General features: G+C 47.0%; 19 protein-coding genes and 2 tRNA genes. 9 read left to right on the top strand and 12 right to left on the bottom strand.

Annotation, left to right across the window (positions count from 1 at the left end):
- Positions 1–24: 24 nt before the first annotated feature.
- From BACCOPRO_RS15735 to BACCOPRO_RS15720, 4 genes are all read right to left on the bottom strand, one after another.
- Complete coding sequence (locus BACCOPRO_RS15735) at positions 25–1,260, bottom strand: sodium ion-translocating decarboxylase subunit beta (protein WP_008145194.1); 1,236 nt, start codon at positions 1,258–1,260, stop codon at positions 25–27.
- The gene (locus tag BACCOPRO_RS15730; protein ID WP_008145192.1) at positions 1,260–3,119 is read right to left on the bottom strand and encodes a biotin/lipoyl-containing protein; all 1,860 of its coding nucleotides are present in this window, start codon (positions 3,117–3,119) and stop codon (positions 1,260–1,262) included. Before BACCOPRO_RS15730 ends, BACCOPRO_RS15735 begins: the two co-directional genes overlap by 1 nt.
- A 37-nt stretch (positions 3,120–3,156) precedes the next feature.
- Entirely contained in the window at positions 3,157–3,411 is a 255-nt protein-coding gene (locus tag BACCOPRO_RS15725; protein ID WP_008145190.1) for an OadG family protein, read from the bottom strand.
- Positions 3,412–3,513: 102 nt separating this feature from the next.
- Positions 3,514–4,017 (bottom strand): nitroreductase family protein, encoded by a 504-nt coding sequence (locus BACCOPRO_RS15720; RefSeq protein WP_008145189.1) that lies wholly within the window; start codon positions 4,015–4,017, stop codon positions 3,514–3,516.
- Positions 4,018–4,091: 74 nt separating this feature from the next.
- Here BACCOPRO_RS15720 and BACCOPRO_RS15715 point away from each other — a divergent pair, with 74 nt between their 5' ends.
- Both BACCOPRO_RS15715 and BACCOPRO_RS15710 read left to right on the top strand, forming a co-directional pair.
- Positions 4,092–4,754 carry an HAD family hydrolase gene (locus BACCOPRO_RS15715; protein WP_008145188.1) on the top strand — a complete coding sequence of 221 codons (663 nt, stop codon included), beginning with the start codon at positions 4,092–4,094 and terminating at the stop codon, positions 4,752–4,754.
- 102 nt (positions 4,755–4,856) lie between these two features.
- Complete coding sequence (locus BACCOPRO_RS15710) at positions 4,857–5,609, top strand: NigD1/NigD2 family lipoprotein (protein WP_008145186.1); 753 nt, start codon at positions 4,857–4,859, stop codon at positions 5,607–5,609.
- A 536-nt stretch (positions 5,610–6,145) separates the two neighbouring features.
- Here the strand turns inward: BACCOPRO_RS15710 and BACCOPRO_RS15705 are convergent.
- A tRNA-Met gene (locus BACCOPRO_RS15705) sits at positions 6,146–6,219 on the bottom strand.
- Between the two features lie 58 nt (positions 6,220–6,277).
- Positions 6,278–6,351 (bottom strand) — tRNA-Met (locus tag BACCOPRO_RS15700).
- 222 nt (positions 6,352–6,573) lie between these two features.
- On the opposite strand from BACCOPRO_RS15700, the gene BACCOPRO_RS15695 reads away from it, so the two are divergent.
- From BACCOPRO_RS15695 to BACCOPRO_RS15670, 6 genes are all read left to right on the top strand, one after another.
- A complete protein-coding gene (locus BACCOPRO_RS15695; protein WP_008145184.1) occupies positions 6,574–6,954 on the top strand; it encodes an START-like domain-containing protein in 381 nt (126 codons plus the stop codon).
- Positions 6,955–7,030: 76 nt separating this feature from the next.
- Positions 7,031–8,926, top strand: coding sequence for an LptF/LptG family permease (locus BACCOPRO_RS15690; protein WP_008145183.1), 1,896 nt, complete (start codon positions 7,031–7,033; stop codon positions 8,924–8,926).
- A gap of 17 nt (positions 8,927–8,943) precedes the next feature.
- Positions 8,944–10,158, top strand: coding sequence for a bifunctional 3,4-dihydroxy-2-butanone-4-phosphate synthase/GTP cyclohydrolase II (locus BACCOPRO_RS15685; RefSeq protein ID WP_008145182.1), 1,215 nt, complete (start codon positions 8,944–8,946; stop codon positions 10,156–10,158).
- Positions 10,159–10,172: 14 nt separating this feature from the next.
- On the top strand, positions 10,173–10,874 hold the full coding sequence (locus tag BACCOPRO_RS15680; protein ID WP_008145181.1) for a Bax inhibitor-1/YccA family protein: 702 nt from the start codon (positions 10,173–10,175) through the stop codon (positions 10,872–10,874).
- 47 nt (positions 10,875–10,921) lie between these two features.
- Complete coding sequence (locus BACCOPRO_RS15675; RefSeq protein WP_008145180.1) at positions 10,922–12,115, top strand: pyridoxal phosphate-dependent aminotransferase; 1,194 nt, start codon at positions 10,922–10,924, stop codon at positions 12,113–12,115.
- A 175-nt stretch (positions 12,116–12,290) separates the two neighbouring features.
- Positions 12,291–12,941: a response regulator transcription factor gene (locus BACCOPRO_RS15670; protein ID WP_008145178.1), complete on the top strand. Its 651-nt coding sequence runs from the start codon at positions 12,291–12,293 to the stop codon at positions 12,939–12,941.
- 15 nt (positions 12,942–12,956) lie between these two features.
- Here the strand turns inward: BACCOPRO_RS15670 and cysK are convergent, their stop codons facing one another.
- From cysK to BACCOPRO_RS15650, 5 genes are all read right to left on the bottom strand, one after another.
- Positions 12,957–13,904, bottom strand: coding sequence for a cysteine synthase A (cysK, locus tag BACCOPRO_RS15665; protein ID WP_008145177.1), 948 nt, complete (start codon positions 13,902–13,904; stop codon positions 12,957–12,959).
- Between the two features lie 131 nt (positions 13,905–14,035).
- Positions 14,036–14,203 (bottom strand): 4Fe-4S ferredoxin, encoded by a 168-nt coding sequence (fdxA, locus tag BACCOPRO_RS17670; protein WP_007557742.1) that lies wholly within the window; start codon positions 14,201–14,203, stop codon positions 14,036–14,038.
- Positions 14,204–14,323: 120 nt separating this feature from the next.
- On the bottom strand, positions 14,324–17,290 hold the full coding sequence (locus tag BACCOPRO_RS15660; protein ID WP_008145176.1) for a serine hydrolase domain-containing protein: 2,967 nt from the start codon (positions 17,288–17,290) through the stop codon (positions 14,324–14,326).
- A gap of 3 nt (positions 17,291–17,293) precedes the next feature.
- Positions 17,294–18,139 (bottom strand): bifunctional metallophosphatase/5'-nucleotidase, encoded by an 846-nt coding sequence (locus tag BACCOPRO_RS15655; protein WP_040311605.1) that lies wholly within the window; start codon positions 18,137–18,139, stop codon positions 17,294–17,296.
- A 32-nt stretch (positions 18,140–18,171) separates the two neighbouring features.
- Positions 18,172–18,942 (bottom strand): 5'-nucleotidase C-terminal domain-containing protein, encoded by a 771-nt coding sequence (locus BACCOPRO_RS15650; RefSeq protein WP_008145172.1) that lies wholly within the window; start codon positions 18,940–18,942, stop codon positions 18,172–18,174.
- A gap of 217 nt (positions 18,943–19,159) precedes the next feature.
- On the opposite strand from BACCOPRO_RS15650, the gene rplS reads away from it, so the two are divergent.
- On the top strand, positions 19,160–19,513 hold the full coding sequence (gene rplS / locus BACCOPRO_RS15645) for a 50S ribosomal protein L19 (protein ID WP_008145169.1): 354 nt from the start codon (positions 19,160–19,162) through the stop codon (positions 19,511–19,513).
- Positions 19,514–19,527: 14 nt separating this feature from the next.
- Here rplS and BACCOPRO_RS18355 read toward each other — a convergent pair.
- On the bottom strand, positions 19,528–19,755 hold a 228-nt coding region (locus tag BACCOPRO_RS18355), incomplete at its 5' end, for a hypothetical protein (protein WP_218958672.1).

The raw sequence follows: 19,755 nt of genomic DNA, 5'->3' as shown, positions 1-19,755 counted from the left end.
TTTTTTAAAAAGCCCGAGGCCTTTTTATCCCAGGAATGAGATCAGCACACCGGCAGCCACGGCTGATCCGATGACACCCGAAATGTTGCTTGCCATACAATACTGGAGCACATGGTTCTTCGGGTCGTATTTCAAGGCAATCTCATTAGCCACGCGGCTGGCCATCGGCACAGCGCTCAAGCCTGTTGCACCGATCAGCGGATTGATCTTCTTCTTTGTAAAGAGATTGAATATCTTGACAAACAGGATACCGCCGGAAATAGACAGTGCAAATGCCAGGAAACCGCCGATCACGATACCGATAGTCGTCCAGTTCAGGAAAGCATCAGTCGTCATGGTTGCGCCGACAGAGATGCCCAGGAAGATCGTTGCTGCATTCATAATGCTGTTGGAGGCCGCATCAAACAAGCGGGAAGTATTGGATCCGATTTCTTTCACCAGATTACCGAACATCAGCATACCGATCAAAGGCACGGCACTCGGTACGAACAGAGCGACAATGGTAGTCACGACAATCGGGAACAGAATCTTCAGCACCCGCAGATTCTTGATCTCAGTTGTTGAAGGATATTTCTTTTCCTGCTCCTTCATATTGATGGAAAGTTCCTTCTTGGTACACCAGAGACGGACAACCAGCGGAATGATAACCGGCACCAGAGCCATGTACGAATAAGCTGCAATGGCGATCGGGCCCAGCAGATGAGGAGCCAGCTTGATGGTAGTAAAGATCGCAGTCGGGCCGTCGGCACCACCGATAATACCCAGTGAAGCTGCTTCCTTGGGAGTGAATCCCATCAGAATGGCCACGAGCAATACAGCGAAAATACCCAGCTGGGCTGCCGCACCGAAAATAGAAAGGCGGAGATTGCGGAGCATCGGACCAAAATCTGTCAGTGCACCGACTCCCATAAAGATAATAGGCGGAAGGAATCCCGTCTTGATCAGCATGTAATAAATGAAGTTCATCAGTCCCAGTTCGTGGGCAATTTCATGCAACGGCATTTCCCAGATGTTCTTCATCACACCGTTAACCATCACCATGCCGTTCTCGTCAGCCTGTATCACGCCCATGTCACCGCCGGGGAAGTTGGCCAGCAACACGCCGAAAGCAATCGGTACAAGCAACAGAGGCTCGTATTGCTTCTTGATTCCCAGATACAGCAAAATAAACGCAATGGCATACATGATGAGGAACCGCGGATCGGCAACAATGTTGCTGAACGCAGTCATATCATATAATCTTGCAAATATATCTTCCATTATAATATTTTCATTAAAACGTCATCTTCTGATACGGCATCGCCGGAATTCACACAAATGGCGGTCACTGTTCCGCTAAACTCAGCCCGAACGGCATTGTAGGTCTTCATGGCTTCCACATAGCAGAGCACATCGCCCTGGTTGACTTTGTCGCCGACCTTCAGCGGAGTTTCCTGAGCCCCCTTGGTCAGGAAGAACTTGCCTTCCAGCGGAGAAAGCACTTCTTTTCCTTCGCCTGAAGCTACCGGTGCAGCCGACTGGGCCGGAGCTGCTCCCTGAGCTGTTGCCAGGGTAGCCGGATTGACATCGCCGAATGCAACCGTCACGCGGTATGCCTGACCGTTCACGTCAACCGTAAGCACCTTAGTCGTATCGTTAGCCATATGGACTTCTTCCTTGGCAGCACGGCGCTTCTGTACATCTTCCAGGAAGTCAGCCTTCGCCTTTCCACTCTTGTAAGCCTCATACTGTGCCGGATGCATGGCATATTCGAAGAGTTCTTCGTCGTCCTGTCCGGTTTCCCATTTCTTCTCCCACATCATCTGACGATACTTTTCCAACTGGTCAGGATAGTTGTCCTGAGGATTGCCGGTAAAGAACTTGCGGCCTTCGCGTTCTGCCTTTTCCACGATTTCCGGAGCCAGTTTGCCCGGCAGCTGACCGGCCTTGCCCAGAATCATATCCCAGATATCATCGGCAATCATTCCCCAGCGTTCCTTACCCTTTTCCATCTGGATGACATTCATCATAGCCAGGTTCTTCACATACTGGCTGAAGGGAGTAACCAGGCAGGGATAACCAACCCGCGGCCATACGTAAGCCACCTCATCGAACAGCTTGATCAGCAGTTCATCCTGTGTCATGAACGGCAGGTTACGTTTAGCCTTGTATTTATTGATAGATTCCAGATTCGTTTCCAGATCGGCCATCAGACTACCCATCATACCGCCCGGAAGTCCCGGTCCGATCAGCAGGGAGTTCATCAGACGGTTTTTCGGACTGATATACAATCCCAGGAAGTCGTCCATAAATTCCTGAATCATGGAGCGTACCTTCATGTAAGCCTGCATGTTGATTTCAGGCACTTTGAAGCCTGCATCCTTCAGCATGGCCTGCACGCTGATTACGTCTGCATGTCCGGTTCCCCATGACAGCGGTTCCATACCTACATCCACGTAGTCGCAACCTGCCTTGCATACTTCCAGAATGGAAGCCATATTGAAACCGGGACCAGCGTGAGAGTGATACTGGATGACAATGTCCTTTTTCAGTTGTTTGATGCCAGCCACAATCTTGCCCAGGAACACCGGACGTCCGATTCCGGCCATATCCTTGATACAGATTTCATCACAGCCGGCTTCAATCAGCTGTTTGGCCATATTCAGATAATATTCAACAGTATGGATCGGTGAATAAGTGATGCAAAGACAACACTGGGAAATCATTCCGGCATCATGCGCATAACCGATAGAAGGAATAATGTTACGGACATCGTTCAGTCCGCAGAATGTACGGGTAATGTCTGTACCCTGAGCTTTCTTGACTTTATAGAACAGTTTACGGACGTCGGCCGGAACCGGGCTCATACGCAGACCGTTCAGTGCACGGTCAAGCATGTGCGTCTGAATTCCTGCTTCGTGAAAAGGTTTGGTCCACTCACGCACCGCACGGTTCGGATTTTCCCCGAATAAAAGATTAACTTGTTCAAAACCACCCCCGTTTGTTTCTACACGGGCAAAACAGCCCATTTCAATAATGGCCGGAGCCACTTTTACCAGCTGGTCTACACGAGGAACATACTTTCCGGCACTCTGCCACATGTCACGAAAGACCAGGCTAAACTTTACTTCTTTTTCCATTGTAGTAAGTAATGTGTTTTTCTAATTTTCAGAATTGTTATAATTTCTCGATCTTGATAACCTGGCCCTTGCCTGCTGTAAGAATATTCACAGCCGACTTGATGGCATCCATTGCTCCGGCATCCGTAGAAGGACCGCTGGCAGCAGGTTTCTTTTTCACTTCTTCTTCAGGGGCAATCTTATTGACCACCTTAATCAGAAACTGACTCAACCAGATTACAATAAGGAGAATCACAAAGACAGTAGCCATACCGACCACCATCAGCATCAATCCTGTTCCAATGTTTTCCATGTTATTATATGCTATAATTCAGTTCAAAACTAAAAAATCGCCCAAAATTAAAGAATTCGAACAATATTTTGTTATAATTCGCGTTAAAAAAGAAATATTTCATCACAGAAAGAGTTCTGCCGGAACTTTCCGTTTCTTCTCTGCCACAGACGGGTCGGCCGGATAGCCCAGAGGAATCAAAGCTACAGGTTCAAGGTTTTCAGGCAACTGCATCACTTCCCGACAACGGGAAACATCAAAGTTACAAACCCAGCAGGTGCCGAGTCCCTGTTCCGCTGCTGCCAGGCAAAGATGTTCGACGGCTATGCCCAGATCGATGTCAGCATGATCTTTTCCATCCGATTTCCGGTGCCATGATTCCTCATGGTTGGCACAAGCCACAATGATACACGGAGCTGTCTGTATCCATTCGCGGGGATAGGCTGTTTTCAGAGCTGCCAGACGTTCCGGATCGGTAACAACGGCAAATCGCCAGGGTTGATAATTGACAGCAGAAGGAGCCATACGGACACATTCAAATATATAATCCAACTTTTCCGGCTCAACCAACCGGTCTGTGTAATTGCGTACGGAATAACGTGCGCGGGTTAATTCAAGGAAATTCATACGTAAAAGTTTTAGATTCGCCTGCAAAAGTAACAAAGTTTGTTATACCTTTGCGGTCACAAAAACAGAATTTTATGAAGAAGCTTGTGATATTCGATCTGGATGGTACGCTGCTGAATACCATCGCCGACCTGGCTGCCGCCACCAACCACGCCCTGCAACATTACGGCTATCCTACCCACGACACCGATGCTTACCGCTATTTCGTAGGCAACGGCATCAACAAACTGTTCGAACGTGCCCTGCCCGAAACAGAACGGACAGAAGCCAATGTCCTGAAGATCCGTTCGCAGTTTATACCTTATTATAATATACACAATGCAGACCTCAGCCGGCCTTATCCGGGAATTGAGCAGGTGCTGCACACCTTACAGGCAAACCAGATTCTGATCGGAGTGGCTTCCAACAAATACCAGGCAGCTACCAGCAAACTGATTGCACAATATTTCCCGGACATCCAGTTCGTTGAAGTGCTGGGCCAGCGGGAAGGAGTTCCAGCCAAACCGGATCCGCAGGCCGTACTGGAAATTATGGAAAAAGCCGATGTGTCCCGGGAAGACGTAGCCTACATCGGTGATTCCTGCGTGGACATGGAAACCGGAAAGAATGCCGGAGTAACAACCATTGGAGCAAGCTGGGGATTCCGTCCGCGTACCGAACTGGAAGCATACAACCCCGACTTCATCGCTGACGAAGCCTGTGACATTCTCCGTTTTCTGGGAATACCTGAGGAATAAATGCATTGCAACAGGTTGAATTTAACAATTTATTACGCAGTATTTCATTCAAATTCCATTTACTAGACAAAGAATGAAGTTTAATGATAAATAACGTGACGTATGAAAACCTGTTCTAAACTAACTCAATGGATCGTCGGGCTAACCGCATGCTACTGTGCTTTCGGCTTTCAGTCATGCAAAGAAGACAATTACTCGTATTATGTATTACCATATCCCAATGCACTGGTAACGGTCAAGCCTCAGCAAGACAATTCCTTCTACCTGCAACTGGATGACAGCACCACGTTGCTTCCTACCAATCTGGCCACTTCCCCATTCGGAGAAAAGGAAGTGCGGGCACTGGTCAACTATGTTGAGACCGACGAGGCACACGGCAATTACAGCAAGGCCATACACATCAACTGGATAGACAGTATCCTGACCAAACCAATCGCTCCCCTGCTGGGTTCAGACAACGATGCCGTTTATGGAACCGACCCGGTAGAAATAGTCAACGACTGGGTTACTTTGGCAGAAGACGGCTATTTAACCCTCCGTTTCCGCACTCTGAGAAGCGACATGGGAAAGGCACACTTTGTCAATCTGCTCCACGTTCCGGAAACTGACAATCCGTATGTCGTAGAATTCCGTCATAACGCCTATGGCGATGTATACGGCAGAGAAGCAGATGCTTTGGTAGCCTTCAATCTGGACCGCCTGCCGGACACCGAAGGAAAGACCGTGAAACTGACATTAAAATGGAACTCTTTCAGCGGGGAAAAATCAGCAGAATTTGATTATTGCACACGCAAGTCGGTATCGGCTTCTTCCAGTTCTGCCGCAGCAGTAAGAAGCAGTATTCCCTTAAAATAAATTCAAGAGATTTTCCGGATTTGTCCGGGAAGTAAACTCCGTTGTTTCAACAAGGCTGTTTCCGCTCAGGTGGAAGCAGCCTTCTTCGCAAACGGGCAGGCACACCGCCCTCACAACTTCCGCAAAGGAATCCGGGAGTCTTTGGAGAGCGTTTTCACAATGTCCGTTCAACGGGCCGGAAACGACCGCACGATCCGGCTCAATCGACCGCTCGATCAGGCTTCAACGACCGCACGATTCGGGCTCAACGAACGCACGATGCAGCCTGTTGAAAATCAAGGCTGTTCGCAACGACCTGTCAAATAATCGCTGACACGTGATGGGCTAACCCAAGAAGTTCTGAAAGTTTCGCCTGGATGTTCTGTATAGTATTCAACAACCTTGCTTCTTGCTATGATTCTCATAACTGATTGAGTTTGTAAATATATATATATTATTTTTTGAAACACAAAACATTCTACCGAATTTCAATATACAGGATGGTGTATAAAAACAAAAAAGACATCTAAGAAATTATATTCTTAAATGCCTTACAGTAGCGGGACCCGGGATTGAACCGGGGACCTCATGATTATGAATCATGCGCTCTAACCAGCTGAGCTATCCCGCCATCATTTAAAAAGAACCGCCAGGCGTGGAAGCCACCCAACGGCCTAATCGTTTCCTTGTAGCGGGACCCGGGATTGAACCGGGGACCTCATGATTATGAATCATGCGCTCTAACCAGCTGAGCTATCCCGCCATCATTTCTCGATTGCGGGTGCAAAGGTAAATCATATTTTTGAATTACGCAATACCTTCGCTAAAAAAATGCAAACTTTTTCCTCACTTTCCTCTTCCCGCACGATCTTCGGGTAAAAATTACAGGGCTTTACAAAAAAACAGATATTATCCTATGCAGTATACAAAAAATTACTTTAATTTGTCGCCGTTATCTTTAAACTCAAAATAAGAAAAACCGACCATGAAAAAGAAAATACGCATTGAATACCCACTAAATCCCTCTTCCGGGAGCATTATATGGGCAACAATCAGTACTCCTTCCGGCTTACAGCGATGGTTTGCCGACAAAGTTTCCAACGTAGGCAAACTCTTCACTTTCCAATGGGGAAAAACAGAAACCCGAAAAGCAGAAGTCATCAATTTCAGAACAGAATCATTCATCCGATTTCACTGGGCCGACGAAGATACCAAAACATTCTTTGAACTTAAAATGAATTACAACGAACTGACCTCCGACTATTTGCTGGAAGTTACCGACTTTGCAGATCCGGGAGAAGAAGAGGATGTCAGAAGCCTTTGGGATTCCCAAATCGAAGTCCTGAGAAGAGTTTGCGGACTATAAATCTAAAAATATTCAAAACATAGTCTTTCTGTCCGCTTTTTATGCTATTTTTGCACTTTGATAATAGTAAACAAGCATGCTACGCATAAAAAAGCTCGACATATTTGTACTGAAAAGTTTCCTGCTGCTCTTCGCAGGAACTTTTTTCATCTGTCTGTTCATCTTCATGATGCAGTTCCTGTGGAGATACGTAGACGAACTGGTGGGAAAAGGTCTGGAAATAAAAGTCCTGGCCCAGTTCTTCTTTCTCTCGGCACTGACACTGATTCCATTATCACTTCCTCTGGCTATCCTGCTGGCTGCCCTGATGACATTCGGAAACTTCGGCGAGCGTTATGAGCTGCTTTCCATGAAAGCCGCCGGTATTCCGTTGCTGCGCATCATGCAACCGGTCATTCTCTTTTGCGTACTGCTCGGACTGACTTCCTTTTTCTTTCAGAACGTAGTCGGCCCCAAGGCACAAAAGGAACTGTGGACGCTCATCGTTTCCATGAAACAGAAGTCGCCCGAAGTAGATATCCCCGAAGGTGTTTTCTACAGCGATATCGACGGATACAACATTTACGTAAAGCAGAAAGACCGTGAAACCGGTATTCTGAAAGATGTACTGATCTACAACTTCTCTGACGGATTTGAAAATGCACATATCATCTGGGCTGCCGAAGGAAAGCTGGAACTGACCGCCGACAAGCAACACCTGTATCTGCACCTTTACAATGGTGAGCAGTTTGAAAACCTGAAGTCGCAAGCCGGATTATCCAGAAATGTTCCTTACCGGAGAGAGACATTCCGGGAAAAGCATACACTCATCCAATTCGACACACAATTCAACATGGTTGACGGAAACTTCCTGAACCGGCGTTCGGATATCAAGAACATGAACGAAATTACGCATGCCATTGACTCTCTGACTGCCTATGCGGACAGTCTGGGACGTTCCATGCACAGCGACATCATGCAGTCAACCTACAAAGCGCCCATATTAAGCAAGTCGGACTCCGTCAAAATTCAGGAAGAAAAACTCTCAGTCATCAATATAGACAGCGTTTTCAACACACTGACTTCTGCCGAAAAGCTCAAAACTCTTTCTACTTGTGAGAACCGGCTTTCGTCCCTTTCATCCGACTGGAGCATGAAAAGTTATCTGACCAAGGAAACAGATGCCAATATCCGCGGGCACCGCTCTGACTGGCATAAGAAGATAACTCTTTCACTGGCCTGCATCATTTTCTTCTTTATCGGAGCTCCGCTGGGTGCCATTATCCGAAAAGGAGGACTGGGTATGCCTGTGGTTCTGTCCGTGCTGATCTTTATCCTGTATTACATCATCGACTCAGGAGCAACACGTGTAGCCAAAAGTGGTGAAATGAACATTATATTAGGAACCTGGATGAGTACCCTCGTTCTGGCTCCGCTGGGAGGATTCCTGACCTACAAGTCAAACAAGGACTCCGTCGTATTCAACATTGATGTTTACATTGCTTTCTTCCGGAAACTGCTCGGCATCCGTCAGAGCCGGCACATCTTCAAAAAGGAAGTTATTATTCATACTCCCGACTATGCAGACGTCGTAAACCGTCTGGAAGCCATCAGCGGACAATGCCAGGATTATGCCAATAAGCATAAGCTGCTGGGACCTCCTAATTACTTCCAGATCTTCACCAACAACGAACACGACGATGCAATCCGGGAAATCAGCCTGCAAATGGAAAATCTGATCGAGGAACTTTCAAACAGCAAGGACAACATCCTGCTGAACATGCTGAACAAATATCCTTACTTGTCGGTTAAAGCTCATAAGAGCCTGTTCGACAACCGCTGGCTGAATCTGATTTTTGGAATCATCGTTCCGGCCGGACTGCTGGTATGGCTCAACATCTGGCGGTATCGGGTGAGACTGGACAAAGATCTGAAAGTGATACTCAAGACGAACGAAGAATTGGAAAACCATATACGAACTAATCTTTTATAACCCTATAAACAAGCATTATGGAGAAAATAAAACTGAATACAATTGAAGAAGCAATTGAAGATTTCCGCAAGGGCGAATTTGTCATTGTAGTGGATGACGAAGACCGTGAAAATGAAGGCGACCTGATCATTGCCGCTGAAAAGATCACTCCCGAGAAAGTAAACTTCATGCTGAAACATGCCAGAGGCGTGCTGTGTGCCCCGATTACCATTTCCCGTTGTGAAGAACTTGATCTTCCACATCAGGTAAACAACAATACATCTGTATTGGGAACTCCCTTTACCGTAACCGTCGACAAACTGGAAGGATGCAGCACCGGAGTTTCTGCTGCTGACCGTGCCGCTACCATCCGTGCACTGGCTGACCCGACTTCTACTCCCGAAACTTTCGGACGTCCGGGACATATCAACCCGCTGTATGCACAGGAAAAAGGAGTTTTGCGCCGTGCCGGACATACTGAAGCAAGTGTAGATATGGCTCGTCTGGCCGGACTTTATCCCGCAGCAGCACTGATGGAAGTCATGAACGAAGACGGAACCATGGCCCGTCTGCCGGAACTGAAGAAAATGGCTGATGAATATGGCTTCAAACTGATCTCTATCGCTGACTTGATTGCTTACCGGTTGAAACAGGAATCACTGGTAGAAAAAGGTGTGGAAGTAGATATGCCGACTTCTCACGGTCACTTCCGTCTGATCCCGTTCCGCCAGAAAAGCAACGGCCTGGAACATGTAGCCCTGATCAAAGGTGAATTCAAGGAAGACGAACCGGTACTTGTACGTGTACACTCTTCCTGTGCAACCGGAGACATCTTCGGCTCTATGCGCTGTGACTGCGGCGACCAGCTTCACAAAGCAATGGAACGCATCGAAAAAGAAGGCAAAGGTGCTATCGTTTACCTGAACCAGGAAGGACGCGGCATCGGACTGATGGAAAAGATGAAAGCCTACAAACTGCAGGAAGAAGGTATGGACACTGTTGACGCCAACCTTTGTCTGGGACATCAGGTGGATGAAAGAGATTATGGTGTAGGTGCACAGATTCTCCGCGAAATCGGTATCCACAAGATGCGTCTGCTGACCAACAATCCGGTGAAACGTGTCGGTCTGGAAGCTTACGGACTGGAAATCGTGGAAAACGTTCCTATCGAAGTAACTCCTAATCCTTATAACGAACGTTACCTGCATACCAAAAAAGAACGTATGGGACACACCCTGCATTTCAATAAATAATTAAACTGCAAACCATGGAAACAAACGAAATAACCAAAACATTTACACGCTCGGTCGCACAGGCCAGCCTGTTCCGGAGCGTGTATGTATGGATGACTCTTGCACTGGTCATCACCGGATTCACCGCTCTGTATGTAGCCAAATCCTACACATTGCTGAATCTTATGCTGCAAAACCAGATGGCTTTCTGGGGAGTGCTGATTGCTGAGTTCGGTCTGGTATTCTACATGTCGGCCCGCATCAACCGCATCTCCTTTACGACAGCAACCATCCTGTTCATTGTCTACTCTATCCTGAACGGAGTCACAATGTCCATGCTGTTCCTCATTTACACCATGAGTTCAATAGCCACGACATTCTTTGTCACCGCAGGAACGTTCGGAGCAATGGCTTTGTTCGGCTATGCCACCAAGAAAGATCTCACACGCATCGGCAACTTGTGCATCATGGGAGTGATCGGACTCATAATCGCCTCACTCGTCAACATGTTCCTGCACAATTCCATGATGGATCTGATCATTTCTTACGTAGGCGTGCTGCTGTTCGTAGGACTGACAGCCTATGATTCACAGAAGATCAAGCAAATGCTGAGCGGAGAAGATATCGAAGTAAACGAGACAACCCAGAAGATCGCACTGATGGGAGCCCTGACTCTTTATCTGGACTTCATTAACCTGTTCCTCTATCTGCTGCGGATCCTGGGTGACCGTAAATGATACGGACACTTTAAATACAAAACAACTCTAACTTAAATAAAACTAACATGAATCAACTTTCAGATCGTTTGAACAGCCTGTCTCCATCGGCGACACTGGCTATGTCACAAAAAAGCAGTGAGCTCAAGGCTCAAGGCGTTGACGTTATCAACCTGAGTGTGGGAGAACCCGATTTCGATACTCCTGACCACATCAAAGAAGCTGCCAAAAAGGCAATTGACGAGAACTACTCACGCTACTCTCCCGTAGCCGGATATCCGGCTCTGCGGAATGCCATCGTAGAAAAGCTGAAGAAGGAAAACGGTCTGGAATATACCGCCGCTCAGATCAGCTGTGCCAATGGTGCCAAGCAATCTGTCTGCAACACGATTCTGGCTTTGGTGAACAAAGGTGATGAAGTAATCGTTCCGGCTCCTTACTGGGTAAGCTATCCGGAAATGGTGAAGCTGGCTGAAGGTACTCCCGTTATCGTACGTGCCGGCATCGAACAGGACTTCAAGATCACTCCGGAACAGCTGGAAGCTGCCATCACTCCGAAAACCCGTGTCCTGATCCTCTGCTCTCCGTCAAACCCGACCGGATCTGTATATTCACAGGAAGAACTGGCCGGACTGGCTGCAGTTCTGGCTAAACATGAACGTGTCATCGTTGTTGCCGACGAAATTTATGAACACATCAACTACATCGGCAAGCACCAGAGCATCGCTCAGTTCGCTGAAATCAAAGACCGCGTTGTCATCGTCAACGGTGTATCCAAAGCTTATGCAATGACCGGATGGCGTATCGGTTTCATTGCCGGACCGGAATGGATTGTGAAAGGTGTCAACAAGCTGCAGGGACAATATACTTCAGGACCTTGCTCTGTATCTCAGAAAGCCGCTGAAGCTGCTTACACCGGTACACAGGCTCCTGTAGAAGAAATGCGCAAGGCGTTTGAACGCCGCCGCGACCTGATCGTCAAGCTGGCTAAAGAAATCCCGGGATTCGAAGTAAATCACCCGCAAGGTGCCTTCTACCTCTTCCCGAAATGTGATTCTTTCTTCGGCAAGAAGGACGGCGACCGCGTTATCAACAACGCTGATGACCTGGCTATGTATCTGCTGGAAGTAGGTCATGTGGCTTGCGTGGGCGGAACTTCTTTCGGAGCTCCCGAATGTATCCGTATGAGCTATGCAACTTCCGATGAGAACATCGTGGAAGCCATGAAGCGCATCAAGGAAACACTGGCACGCCTGAAATAAGACGAAACATACCATTGAAAGCCTGAAGGGATTAAAACCCTTCGGGCTTTTTTTAAAACGCTTCGGCGTTTGACCTAAAACGTTTCGACGTTCAAAGTCAAACGCCGAAGCGTTTTTTTATGCCTTAAAATGAACATTCAGAAAAGACTGGTTGTTCTTTCCAGAAAGGGATTTTATGAAAAGAACACTTATACTGGCCGACAATCAGGATATCACACGACGGGGGATGCAGGCACTGGCCGTTACAGAATGCGCCTCTCTCTTCAGCACCGTCACGGAGGCAGACAGCCGGAGCGAGCTGACCCGAGCCCTGCTTGCAGATCCGGAAGCAGTAGCCGTAATCGATTATACCCTGTTTGATTGCACGGAAAGTCAGCTGTCAGCCTTGAAAGAACGCTTTCCACGTGCTCCCTTTATTCTGTTCTGTGATTCACTGAATCAGGAACTGACCCGCCGGCTGGTGTTCAGTCAGGCTCTCTTCTGCATGCTGCCGAAAGATTCCTCCCTGAAAGAAATCCGGGAATGCCTCACCGAAGCAACGGAAGGACGTCCTTATCTCACCGGGAAAGTGGCCGCCTGGCTGAAACAATCCGGGAAGACAACAGACGCTGTCTCTCCGCTTACCACGACAGAAAAAGAAATACTCCGGGCTATGGCATTGGGAAAAAGCACCAAGGATATTGCCTCAGAACGCTTCCTGAGTATATATACCGTCATGACTCACCGCAAAAATATTTTCCGGAAACTGGGTGTCAACAACGCCCACGAAGCCATCCGTCATGCACTCCGCTCGGGCCTTGTCGACGTTGTGGAATATTACATCTGAACTCCGTTTTCCTTATCAAAGAGGATAGTCCTCAAAAGCATACAGCACAGTCGAAAGATAGCGCTCACCGGTGTCAGGAAGCAATACAACGATATTCTTGCCTGCATATTCCGGCTGCCGGGCCAGCTGCAGGGCTGCAAAGACAGCCGCTCCCGACGAAATACCTGTCAGCAAGCCTTCCTGCAAAGAAAGTTCACGTCCTGTCCGGATAGCATCATCGTCTGCCACACGAATCACTTTATCAACGACACTGGCATCGTATGTCTTCGGAACAAAACCGGCTCCGATCCCCTGAATCTTATGCAGGCCCGGTTTGTCACCTGACAAAACCGCAGAAGAATCCGGTTCCACACCAATGATTTCCACAGCCGGATTATGAACTTTCAGTCCTCTTCCTGTTCCGCTCAAAGTTCCGCCCGTCCCCACTCCGGCGACGAACACATCCACCTGTCCGTCCATATCGGCCCAGATTTCCTCGGCCGTCGTACGAACATGTGCTTCCGGATTGGCAGGATTTTCAAACTGCTGAAGGATCACAGCACTCGGAGTAGTGTCACGCAATTCGTTGGCTTTTTCAATGGCTCCGCTCATTCCTTTTTCTCCAGAAGTCAGAACCAGCTGCGCTCCCATAGCTTTCAGCAGATTCTGCCGTTCCAGACTCATGGTTTCAGGCATGGTAAGTATGGTCTTATACCCTTTCACCCCGGCTACCCAGGCCAGTCCTACTCCAGTGTTTCCACTGGTAGGCTCAATGATAACAGCTCCGGGCTTCAGGATTCCCCTGCGCTCTGCGTCTTCGATCATAGCCAGTGCAACACGATCTTTGACACTTCCTCCCGGATTAAAATATTCCAGTTTGGCGATGATTCTCGCTTTGCTTTGATGCAAACGGGCCAGTTTCTGCAATTCCAGCAGAGGAGTATGCCCGATCAGTTCGGTCAGTTGTTGATGTATCTTTGCCATAACAAAACATTTAATAACCACAAAAGTAGGAGAAAAAGCGAAATATCACAATACCCTTTTTAGGGTAAAAAAAAACAGAGCCGCCTCAGAAGAAGTAGCTCTGTATAAATTGTCATAAAAACGACTTTCGATTATCCCAGGTGAATAGCTTCAGAAGGACAAACATCTGCACAAGTTCCACATTCTGTGCAAGCGTCAGGATTGATAGAATATTTATCACCTTCTGAGATTGCGCCTACCGGGCATTCATCGATACAAGTACCGCATGCGATACAGTCGTCACTAATTACGTAAGCCATTGTTGTAAAAGTTAAGTTATTTTATTAGTACTAATTGATGTCACAAAGGTAACGTTTTTAGTGTTTATTGCAACATCCACATTACAAAATCTAAATAATTTGTACCTAGTCTAAATTGTTTTACTTCGTTAGTGACTGATACATTGCCTGTTGGATACGAGGACGTATATTCAGTTTCATCAGAGCATTCCGCCCGTAAGGATTCGGATAAATCCGGTTGCTCAGGAAAACGAACACCAGTTCATTATCCGGATCCACCCAGGCACAAGTACCTGTAAATCCCGTATGACCAAAGACAGAGGCCGGAATTCCGGCTGCACATGGTCCATTCTCTGGATGCTCCGTATCCGGCTTGTCAAAGCCCAGTCCCCGGCGACTGTTTTTCGACTTCAAGGTAATGAAAAGATCACACGTTGCCCGTGAAAGATAACGGCGGTCCCCGCACACTCCTCTGTCGAGCAGCATCTGCCAGATGACCGCTACGTCATGAGCCGTGGAAAACAGTCCGGCATTTCCTGAAACTCCGCCCAGCAAGGCTGCAATTTCATCGTGTGCATAACCACGCAACGGACCGCCTCTCAAAAAGTCCTGCTGAACCGTAGGAACGATTTCCGATGGACGGAAGTGTTTCAGCGGATGATAAGTGGTACGAGTCAGTCCCATCGGCTTGTAGAAAGTACTGTCCAGATATGCATCAAGCGGCATTCCAGCCAAACGCTCCACAATTTCTTTCAACAAGACAAAATTAAGGCAACTATACCGATACGACTTTCCTTTCAACGGCATTTCAGCAATCTTATCCAGCATCACCTGACGGAATTCCTCCTTTATATATAAGTTTTCGGCCACCTGTACCGGATATTCCGGTGAAGAAGTGCGCGAAGCCCACTGAGGATTCAACTTAAAATCAGTACAAGCATATAAATTGGAAGCCACCTGTATGGTATGCGTAGCATCCGGACGTTTAGTAAACAGCCCTCCCTTGCAGCTTTTCGTATCAATTACCTCCTCATAGAAAGGCCAGTAAGCAGGCAAGCCTGATTCATGGAAAAGCAAATCCTGAATAGTAATTCGGGACTTGTTTGTTCCCTGCAGGAACGGAAGGTATTGTGAAGCCTTGTCTGTCAGTCCGAATTTTCCCTCATCATATAATTTCATAACGGCCAGCAACGTGGCAGAAGCCTTGCTGAGTGAGGCCAGATCATAAAGATCATTCTCGCGGACAGGCTGTTTCCCTTCGTAGGTATGAGAACCGAAACATTTGTTGTAAACCGGATAACCATACCGCATAATCAGCACATGACATCCCGGATAGGCACCAGCCTTGATTCCTTCTTCTGCAATCGTATCGATTTGAGACAAGATCTCCGAACTCATGTTAAAATCCTCCGGCTTATAGTCACGCGGATGATTCGGATCTAAAGTCACACCGGTTCCTGCCGCAAACAAATTCCCCAACGGAACAGACAGCCGTCCGTCAACCAAAGCTTTTCCCAACAGTACATCCGCAACATAATGCTGCAAGGATTCACTGTCTGAATGAGCCAGCACCACAGAAGCTGCTGAAGCTACCGCCTTTTCCAGCGGAAGCAGAACATCCCCATCCTGAAAACAAACCAGCACCACCGGCTTATCGGCAGCCAGCGGCTCCAGCAAAGAGGCATATTGGGCAACATTCTTTTCGTGTACGGCAACGATAACCTGCTGGGCCGGACGAAGCACTCTTTCCAGGGAACGCAAGGAATCCAAATCTGCCCGAACCCAATTGACAGGAATTACTTCACGCAATCTTTTATAAAAAGGATATGCCTGGGCCAGGCTTGGAGAAAGACTGAGCAACACGGTTCCCGACAGGGACAAGTCCAGTGGGAGCATGTCTTCTTCATTCTTCAGTACGGTCACCGAAGCATTGTTCAAATGACGGATCAAACGCCTTGTCGAAGCTGTTTCAATACGTTTCCGTACATCCGACGGAACAGGAGCCGGACGACGAGACAATCCTAAAGCATATTTATAAGTAAGTACCTTGCGGCAATGTTCATCAATATCCGCTTCAGTCAGCTTTCCGGCTTTCACGGCATTCAGCACGGCATCCAGTTCACGCTTCAGATTACGTGGCGCCAGCAGCAAGTCATTTCCAGCCTGTAAAGCCTGGGCGCATACACCTTCGTTCCCGGAAATACCTTTCATTTCCAGCGCATCCGTAAACACCAGTCCGGAGAAAGCCAGATCCTTCTTCAATAAATCCCGAACGAGAGCCGAAGAAATGGATGCAGGCTTCCGCCCGATCTGAGGCACTTGCAAATGTCCAACCATAACTCCTCCGATTCCAGCCTGAACAGCCTGACGGAAAGGATAAAGTTCAATGCTGTCCAGACGGGCACGATCAAAGTTCAACACAGGAAGCTTCTTGTGAGAATCCGTATCCGTATCACCGTGTCCGGGAAAATGTTTGCAGACTGCCAGCACTCCCCCGTCTTCCAATCCCTTAGAATAGGCAATAACCTTGTGGGCCACATTCTCAGGTACACTTCCGAAAGAACGGGTATTGATCACCGGATTATCCGGATTATTGTCAATATCTGCCACCGGAGCAAAATTCACATGAACGCCTATCAGTTTCAGCTGGCGGGCAACTTCACGGCCATATTCATACAACAGCGAATCGTGCTGGATACATCCTAAAAAACGATTACGCGGAAACTGAGGAGTTTCTTTCAACCGCATGGCCAATCCCCATTCTCCATCGAACGTGATGAGCAATGGAATATCCGCCAATTCCTGGGCCATGTTGGTCAGTTGCACCTGACGTTCCAGTTCACCGCCGGAAAACAAAAGCCCTCCGACTCCGTATTCACGCACTGCCGCTGTAATATTGGCTTTATTCTTTGCTGTCTGGATCGGAGCTACCGTATGAATAAACAGCTGTCCGATCTTCTGCTTCAAAGTCATTTTGCCCATCAATGATTCAACCCACCTCCTGCATGCAGCTGTATCTTCCACCTGCTGCAAGACATGAGGGGTCTGAGCCAACATCTGCCCGACAAAGAGCAAACATAATCCGAGCCAAGCTATCCGTTTCACCATAGGCTATTTATCTTTTTGCATTTGAACAACCATTTTTCCAACAAAGGCAGCGTGTTTTCCCATCTGCTGAACAGGAACTTCCACCCCATCCAGATTCTTATAAAAGACAGGCTCTTCAAAGAAAGAATGAGAATGTCCGCCTATCACAAGATCAATGTTGCGCGTATTCTCAATCAGTTCTACATCAGAATAAGGTTCACCTTTCCATCCCAGATGAGACAGACAGATCACCAGATCACACTGTTCCTGCTCTTTCAGCAAATCAGCAATGCGCTGTCCTTCCGAAACCGGATCTTCAAACCGAACCTGTCCATAATTCTCATGAGCCACCAAACCGTCAAGTTTTGCTCCCAGTCCAAACACACCGATACGTAAGCCATTCCGTTCCAAAACGACATATTCCTTGACAAGTCCCTCCAATACAGTTCCCTTTACATCATAATTGGCACATACGACAGGAAATTCAGCCATCTTAAAAAGACGTGCCATATTTTCAAGTCCAAAGTCAAATTCATGATTACCGATGGCACAGGCATCATACTTCATGTGATTCATCAGACGGATTTCAACCTCTCCCTTAAACAAATTATAAAACGGAGTTCCCTGCGAGAAGTCACCTGCATCAAACAACAGCAAGTCTTTGTGTTTCTTACGTTCTTGCTGCAAGAAAGCTGCACGACGGGCCATTCCGGCTTTGCCAGCCAGCAAAGTATCAGCAAATGTATCAGAGAAAGGCTCCACACGACTATGCATATCGTTGGTGTGATAAATATACAGTGACTTAACATTTTGGGCGGCCAGTACGCCTGTCAAAAAAACAACCAGCCCGAAAGTCCATATTCTTTTCATTTTCATACTCATCTTTATTAATACCAACATGTTTATCTGACAATGATACGGTTTTCCGTTTCAGCCTGGATCACACGTCCTTCCTTCTCGCACTTTGCCACATAGTCAAGCAGCAGATTCCGCAACAAATGCTTCTTCGACACCTGCTTCGACCTGGCATCACGGAAAGCCTCCAGCTTATCATTGCCTTCAGCCAGATAATCGATCGTTGCAATCGTATATTCCTTATCTTTCTCAATCTTACGTCCGCCCACCTTTGCCTCTTCAAGTTTTCCGTCGGAAGTGATAACCAGCTGTGCGCCACTAATCCCTTCTCCATGGACAGATGCAATCTGAGAAAACAGGGTTTCCAACGTTGCGCCATCCATTGTCACCACGCACAAAGCATTTTCAAACGGAGCTATCTCGTAAATTGTCCCATAAGTAATATTCCCTTCAGGCAAAGCATTACGGATTCCACCCATATTCATGACGGCAACATCTGCCGGCTGACCGGTGAGCTGCTTTGCCCCGTCACGAAGCACATCGGCAATCAAATTGGACAAAGGTGATTCGGGACGATACGCTGTTAAAGTTGCAGCAGCGTATCCGATGACGGGTGACATAATGCTGTCTACTTTTTCTTTATAGTGTTCTATCAACTTTTCAGCTTCCTTATCCGGATACTCATCATACACCGCAGTAATCGGAACGCGTCCTCCTTCTACACGAACCAGAGAATAATTGGACTGACATCCTGCCAGCAACAACAAGCCGGCTCCCATTACAGCTTTCAAGCCATATTTTCTAATCCATTCGTTCATATTTCAGCAAATCTTTATCAGACAAAGGTAGGTAAAATTGATGAAAAATGGAAAGCCTTCAATTATTTCCTGGAAATCATCAAAAAATAAGATTGAAAAACTTGCCTATTTTACAAAAAATCACTTACTTTGCACCGCTTTCGCGCAATCGCTGTCAAAGAAGAGTTACTTGATATGTTGCGTTGTAACGATCAAACAATTAATAAACTAAGAAAAAATGGATTTTATTAAAATTGCAGAAGAAGCATTTGCTACTGGAAAACAGCATCCTTCATTCAAAGCTGGTGACACTATTACCGTAGCATACCGTATCGTTGAAGGTAACAAGGAACGTGTACAGTTGTACCGTGGTGTTGTTATCAAAATCTCAGGACATGGTGAAAAGAAACGTTTCACTGTACGTAAAATGTCCGGAACTGTTGGTGTAGAACGTATTTTCCCTCTGGAATCTCCGGCTATCGACAGCATCACAGTTAACAAAGTGGGTAAAGTTCGCCGTGCTAAATTGTATTACCTGCGTGCTCTTACCGGTAAGAAAGCTAGAATTCAGGAAAAACGTGTTAACGCATAATTCCCCGAAAACTATTACTCCTTACACACATACAAAAAGCGGTAACTTACACAAGTTGCCGCTTTTTTATTGCCCCGAACAGTCATAAGGGATGTTAAATAACATTTATTCCTTAAACAACTGAGCCGTTTTCCTTGTTTATAGAATAAAATCAAAGAAGAAACATCCCCATACAATAGTTTTAATAAGTTAGTTAGCAACACAAGCTGCCTTCGGAAAAGAAGAGCAGCTTTTTCTTTTTC

The organism is Phocaeicola coprophilus DSM 18228 = JCM 13818, assembly GCF_000157915.1.
GTDB lineage: Bacteria > Bacteroidota > Bacteroidia > Bacteroidales > Bacteroidaceae > Phocaeicola > Phocaeicola coprophilus.
The sequence above is the reverse complement of the archived record's forward strand: the minus strand, read 5'-3'. Positions and strand labels throughout refer to the sequence as shown.